The sequence below is a fragment of the Peptostreptococcus sp. genome (genome assembly GCF_036639115.1).
In the GTDB taxonomy this organism is placed as follows: domain Bacteria; phylum Bacillota; class Clostridia; order Peptostreptococcales; family Peptostreptococcaceae; genus Peptostreptococcus.
On sequence record NZ_JAVWJH010000002.1, the window covers coordinates 486121 to 492875 of the forward strand.

General features: G+C 40.9%; 5 protein-coding genes. All 5 read left to right on the forward strand.

Annotated features, from left to right (window positions below):
• Window positions 1-50 precede the first annotated feature (50 nt).
• Window positions 51-443, forward strand: coding sequence for a conjugal transfer protein (locus RR561_RS04350; RefSeq protein WP_000723888.1), 393 nt, complete (start codon window positions 51-53; stop codon window positions 441-443).
• Window positions 427-2874: an ATP-binding protein gene (locus tag RR561_RS04355; protein ID WP_000331160.1), complete on the forward strand. Its 2448-nt coding sequence runs from the start codon at window positions 427-429 to the stop codon at window positions 2872-2874. Before RR561_RS04350 ends, RR561_RS04355 begins: the two co-directional genes overlap by 17 nt.
• A gap of 14 nt (window positions 2875-2888) precedes the next feature.
• A complete protein-coding gene (locus RR561_RS04360; protein WP_430516984.1) occupies window positions 2889-5054 on the forward strand; it encodes a CD3337/EF1877 family mobilome membrane protein in 2166 nt (721 codons plus the stop codon).
• Window positions 5051-6052, forward strand: coding sequence for a bifunctional lytic transglycosylase/C40 family peptidase (locus RR561_RS04365; protein WP_000769868.1), 1002 nt, complete (start codon window positions 5051-5053; stop codon window positions 6050-6052). Before RR561_RS04360 ends, RR561_RS04365 begins: the two co-directional genes overlap by 4 nt.
• The coding region (locus RR561_RS04370; RefSeq protein WP_332506270.1) for a conjugal transfer protein at window positions 6049-6755 on the forward strand (707 nt) is incomplete at its 3' end. The genes RR561_RS04365 and RR561_RS04370, both read left to right, overlap by 4 nt.

Consider the following 6755-nt stretch of genomic DNA (forward strand, 5'->3'; position numbering starts at 1 on the left):
ACGGGGTGGCTCAATCAGCTACCCCTATTTTTTATGAAAGGATTGATTACATGAAGAAAATACGAAGCTATACCAGTATCTGGTCTGTGGAAAAGGTACTGTATTCTATCAATGATTTTAGACTTCCGTTTCCCATAACCTTTACGCAAATGACATGGTTTGTCGTGTCACTCTTTGCAGTGATGATACTTGGCAACTTGCCCCCTCTTTCCATGATAGAGGGAGCATTTCTCAAATACTTTGGGATTCCTGTGGCTTTCACATGGTTTATGTCTACAAAAACTTTTGATGGTAAAAAGCCTTATGGATTTTTGAAGTCTGTCATTGCTTATGCACTGCGACCAAAGCTGACCTATGCAGGAAAAAAAGTAACGCTTGGCAGAAACCAGCCACAAGAAGCCATTACAGCAGTTAGGAGTGAATTTTATGGCATATCCAATTAAATACATTGAAAACAATCTCGTCTGGAATAAAGACGGGGAATGTTATGCTTACTATGAGCTTGTTCCTTACAATTACTCATTTCTAAGTCCAGAACAGAAAATACAAGTGCATGATTCTTTCAGACAGCTTATCGCACAAAATCGTGATGGCAAAATTCATGCTTTACAAATCAGTACAGAATCCAGCATACGTTCTGCACAAGAGCGTTCCAAAAATGAAGTCACTGGCAAGCTCAAAGCGGTTGCCTATGACAAAATCGACCAACAGACAGACGCTTTAATATCCATGATTGGCGAAAATCAAGTGAACTACCGTTTCTTTATCGGCTTTAAGTTGCTTCTCAACGATCAGGAGTTTTCTATGAAAAGTCTTACCGTTGAAGCAAAAAATGCTTTGTCTGATTTTGTCTATGATGTGAACCATAAGCTGATGGGCGATTTTGTTAGTATGAGTAATGATGAAATCCTGCGTTTTCAGAAGATGGAAAAGCTCTTAGAAAATAAAATCTCTCGTCGTTTCAAAATCCGCAGGTTAGATAAGGACGACTTCGGCTATCTGATTGAACACCTTTACGGACAGACAGGCACTGCCTATGAAGAGTATGAGTACCATCTATCAAAGAAAAAGCTGGATAATGAAACGCTGATTAAATACTATGACTTGATTAAGCCTACTCGCTGTTTGGTGGAAGAAAAACAGCGATATTTGAAAATCCAGCAGGAAGATGAAACCGTCTATGTAGCTTACTTTACCATTAACAGCATTGTCGGAGAACTGGACTTCCCGTCCTCTGAAATCTTCTACTACCAGCAACAGCAATTTACATTCCCGATTGATACGTCAATGAATGTGGAAATTGTAGCGAATCGTAAAGCCCTATCTACTGTCCGCAATAAAAAGAAAGAACTGAAAGACTTGGATAACCACGCTTGGCAAAGTGATAATGAAACCAGCTCCAATGTGGCGGAAGCTCTGGAAAGTGTGAATGAGCTGGAAACCAATTTAGACCAAAGCAAGGAATCTATGTACAAGCTGTCTTATGTGGTAAGGGTATCAGCAAATGATCTTGACGAACTCAAACGTCGTTGTAATGAAGTGAAAGATTTTTATGACGATTTAAGCGTAAAACTGGTACGACCATTTGGGGATATGCTCGGCTTACATGAAGAATTTTTACCTGCCAGCAAGCGTTATATGAATGATTATATTCAATACGTGACCTCTGATTTCCTCGCTGGTTTAGGTTTTGGTGCTACTCAAATGCTGGGGGAAAATGAGGGGATTTATGTTGGCTACAGCTTAGATACTGGACGCAATGTCTATCTGAAACCTGCTCTTGCCAGTCAAGGGGTTAAGGGTTCAGTAACCAATGCGTTAGCGTCGGCTTTTGTTGGTTCGCTGGGTGGTGGTAAATCCTTTGCGAATAACCTTATCGTCTATTATGCGGTGCTTTATGGGGCACAAGCAGTGATTGTAGACCCAAAAGCAGAACGTGGCAGATGGAAAGAAACCTTGCCAGAGATTTCCCATGAAATCAATATCGTCACTCTGACTTCTGATGAGAAAAACAAAGGCTTACTTGACCCTTATGTGATTATGAAAAATCCCAAAGATTCTGAATCACTGGCTATTGATATTCTGACATTCCTTACGGGGATTTCCTCTCGTGATGGGGAACGCTTCCCAATCCTTAGAAAAGCCATTCGTGCAGTAACCAATAGTGAAGTACGAGGGTTGATGAAAGTGATTGAGGAATTACGGGTTGAGAATACGCCACTAAGTACCAGTATAGCCGACCATATCGAAAGTTTTACAGACTATGACTTTGCACATTTATTATTCAGTAATGGTTATGTGGAGCAGTCTATCAGCTTAGAAAAACAACTGAACATTATACAGGTTGCGGACTTGGTACTTCCCGACAAGGAAACTTCCTTTGAGGAATATACCACTATGGAGCTTTTATCCGTTGCTATGCTGATTGTCATTAGTACCTTTGCTTTAGACTTTATCCATACAGACCGAAGCATTTTCAAGATTGTAGATTTAGACGAAGCATGGAGCTTTTTACAGGTAGCACAAGGAAAAACACTATCTATGAAGCTGGTTCGGGCTGGTCGTGCTATGAACGCTGGGGTATATTTCGTGACCCAAAATACAGACGACCTCTTAGATGAAAAACTGAAAAATAACCTCGGCTTAAAATTTGCATTTCGTTCCACTGACCTTAACGAGATTAAAAAGACCTTAGCCTTTTTTGGTGTAGACCCAGAGGACGAAAACAATCAGAAGCGATTGCGTGATTTGGAAAACGGGCAATGCCTTATCAGTGATTTATATGGTCGTGTCGGTGTGATACAGTTCCACCCTGTATTTGAAGAACTGCTCCATGCCTTTGATACCAGACCACCTGTGCGAAAAGAGGTGTAAATGTGAAACCATCAATAGTAAACAGAATAAAATCAAACTGGACGCTGAAACGTCTAGGTAAAGTGGCAATGACAGTGGCTTTCACACTTGTGATTGCCATTTTTCTTTTAGCCATGCTGGGAACGGTGGTTCAAGCTGCGGGCTTGGTAGATGATACGGTCAATGTGGCAAATGAATACAGCCGATACCCACTTGAAAACTATCAACTGGATTTTTATGTGGATAATAGCTGGGGCTGGCTTCCGTGGAACTGGTCGGACGGGATTGGAAAACAGGTCATGTATGGACTATATGCCATTACCAATTTTATTTGGACAATCAGTTTGTATGTTTCCAATGCGACAGGTTACTTAGTACAGGAAGCCTATTCCTTAGACTTCATTTCCGCTACAGCAGATTCCATTGGTAAGAATATGCAGACCTTAGCTGGTGTGAGTGCAAACGGATTTTCAACAGAGGGTTTCTATGTTGGATTCCTCTTACTCTTGATTTTGGTTCTTGGGGTTTATGTTGCCTATACGGGACTGATAAAGAGAGAAACCACAAAGGCAATTCATGCCATTATGAATTTTGTGCTGGTGTTTATCCTATCGGCTTCCTTTATTGCCTACGCTCCCGACTACATTAAAAAAATCAATGACTTTTCATCAGACATCAGTAATGCCAGTTTATCACTTGGCACGAAGATTGTCATGCCCCATTCCGATAGTCAAGGCAAGGACAGCGTGGACTTAATCAGAGATAGCCTGTTTTCCATACAGGTTCAGCAACCGTGGCTACTGCTTCAATACAACAGTTCAGACATTGAAAGTATCGGTATTGACCGTGTGGAAAGCCTGCTCTCCACCAGCCCAGATTCCAACAATGGCGAAGACAGAGAAAAAATTGTTGCGGAAGAAATTGAAGACAGAAGCAATACCAATCTAACCATTACAAAGACCATTAACCGTTTAGGTACAGTCTTCTTCCTATTTGTCTTCAATATTGGGATTTCCATATTTGTATTCCTATTAACAGGAATCATGATTTTCTCGCAGGTACTTTTTATCATCTATGCTATGTTTCTGCCTGTGAGCTTTATTTTAAGCATGATTCCATCATTTGATGGTATGTCAAAACGAGCCATAACAAAGCTCTTTAATACCATTTTGACACGAGCTGGAATCACATTGATTATTACGACAGCATTTAGTATTTCAACCATGCTCTATACCTTATCGGCTGGTTATCCGTTCTTTTTGATTGCTTTTCTACAGATTGTGACCTTTGCAGGAATCTACTTCAAGCTGGGCGATTTAATGAGTATGTTTTCTCTACAGAGTAACGATTCTCAAAGTGTGGGAAGTCGTGTGATGAGAAAACCTCGTATGCTTATGCACGCTCACATGCACCGTCTACAGCGGAAACTTGGACGTTCCATGACTACTCTAGGGGCTGGGTCTGCCATTGTTACAGGTAAAAAAGGACAGTCGGGTTCGGGGAGTTCTGCAAGGACACAAGCAGATCACTCCCGACCAGACGGAAAGGAAAAATCAACACTTGGAAAACGTATCGGTCAAACCATCGGTACAGTAGCTGATACCAAAGACAGAATGGTAGACACTGCTAGTGGTTTGAAAGAACAGGTTAAAGATTTGCCGACCAATGCAAGATATGCAGTATATCAAGGAAAATCCAAAGTAAAAGAGAATGTCCGTGATTTAACCAGTAGTATTTCTCAAACCAAAGCGGACAGAGCCAGTGGACGCAAGGAACAGCAGGAACAAAGGCGAAAAACCATTGCGAAGCGTCGCTCTGAAATGGAACAGGTCAAACAGAAAAAACAGCCTGCTTCTTCTGTTCATGAAAGACCGACTACAAGACAAGAACAATATCATGATGAACAGACCTCAAAACAGTCTAATATTCAGACTTCATATAAGGAATCTCAACAAGCCAAACAAGAGCGTCCAGCAGTTAAGTCCGATTTTTCAAGTCCAAAAGTGGAACGCCAAGGCAATACCGTTCAAGAAAAAACCGTTCAAAAGCCAGCAACTTCAACCACTACAGCAGATAGAACTTCACAACGTCCAATCACAAAAGAACGTCCGTCTACTGTTCAAAGAGTACCACTACAAAATACAAGAAGTAGACCACCAATCAAAACCGCCACCATTAAGAAAGTCGGTAAGAAACCATGAAGTTGAAAACTTTAGTGATTGGTGGTTCTGGATTATTCTTGATGGTCTTCTCACTGCTTCTGTTTGTTGCCATTTTATTTTCAGATGAACAGGACAGCGGAATTTCCAATATTCATTATGGAGGTGTGAATGTTTCCGCAGAAGTGCTGGCTCATAAGCCTATGGTAGAAAAATATGCCAAAGAATATGGCGTTGAAGAATATGTCAACATACTTCTTGCGATTATACAGGTGGAATCGGGCGGTACTGCGGAAGATGTTATGCAGTCCTCGGAATCCCTCGGTCTTCCACCTAATTCATTGAGTACAGAAGAATCCATTAAGCAAGGTGTGAAGTATTTCAGTGAATTATTAGCCAGTAGCGAAAGGCTCAGTGTAGATTTAGAATCGGTTATCCAGTCCTACAATTATGGTGGTGGTTTCTTAGGGTATGTGGCTAATCGTGGAAATAAATATACCTTTGAACTGGCTCAAAGTTTCTCAAAAGAGTATTCAGGTGGCGAAAAAGTGTCTTACCCCAATCCCATAGCCATACCTATCAATGGGGGCTGGCGATACAACTATGGCAATATGTTTTATGTGCAACTGGTAACGCAGTATCTTGTCACAACAGAGTTTGATGATGATACGGTACAAGCCATCATGGACGAAGCACTGAAATATGAGGGCTGGCGATACGTTTACGGTGGAGCTTCCCCGACTACTTCTTTTGATTGTAGCGGACTGACACAATGGACGTATGGAAAAGCTGGAATTAACTTACCACGAACCGCACAACAGCAATATGATGTGACCCAGCATATCCCACTATCGGAAGCACAAGCTGGCGATTTGGTTTTCTTTCATTCTACCTATAACGCTGGCTCTTATATTACTCATGTTGGGATATACCTTGGCAATAACCGTATGTTTCATGCAGGCGACCCAATCGGTTATGCCGACTTAACAAGCCCCTACTGGCAACAGCATTTAGTGGGAGCAGGACGAATCAAACAATGAGAAAGGAAGATTTAATGATGAAATTTAGAAAAAATCAGAATAAAGAAAAACAGATACCAAAGGAAAAGAAACCTCGTGTCTATAAGGTCAATCCTCATAAAAAGGTTGTGATTGCCTTGTGGGTACTTTTAGGGCTTAGTTTCAGCTTTGCGATATTCAAGCACTTTACAGCTATAGATACTCATACTATTCACGAAACAACTATCATAGAAAAGGAATACGTTGATACTCATCATGTAGAAAATTTTGTAGAGAACTTTGCGAAAGTCTACTATTCATGGGAGCAATCCGATAAGTCCATTGATAATCGAATGGAAAGTCTAAAAGGCTATCTGACAGATGAACTTCAAGCTCTCAATGTTGATACAGTACGCAAAGATATTCCTGTATCGTCTTCTGTAAGAGGATTTCAGATATGGACGGTAGAGCCAACTGGCGACAATGAGTTTAATGTAACCTACAGTGTAGACCAGCTCATTACAGAGGGAGAAAATACAAAGACCGTCCACTCTGCTTATATAGTGAGTGTCTATGTAGATGGTTCTGGAAATATGGTACTGGTTAAGAATCCGACCATTACCAACATACCTAAGAAATCAAGTTATAAACCAAAAGCCATTGAAAGTGAGGGGACGGTTGATTCCATTACAACCAATGAAATCAATGAGTTTTTAACGACGTTCTTCAAGCTCTATCCTACAGC

What these genes read in the sequence shown, in the direction of transcription:
- RR561_RS04355 (WP_000331160.1), top strand. Translation starts at nt 427, where the DNA reads ATGGCATATCCAATTAAATACATTGAAAACAATCTCGTCTGGAATAAA.
- RR561_RS04365 (WP_000769868.1), top strand. Translation starts at nt 5,051, where the DNA reads ATGAAGTTGAAAACTTTAGTGATTGGTGGTTCTGGATTATTCTTGATG.
- RR561_RS04350 (WP_000723888.1), top strand. Translation starts at nt 51, where the DNA reads ATGAAGAAAATACGAAGCTATACCAGTATCTGGTCTGTGGAAAAGGTA.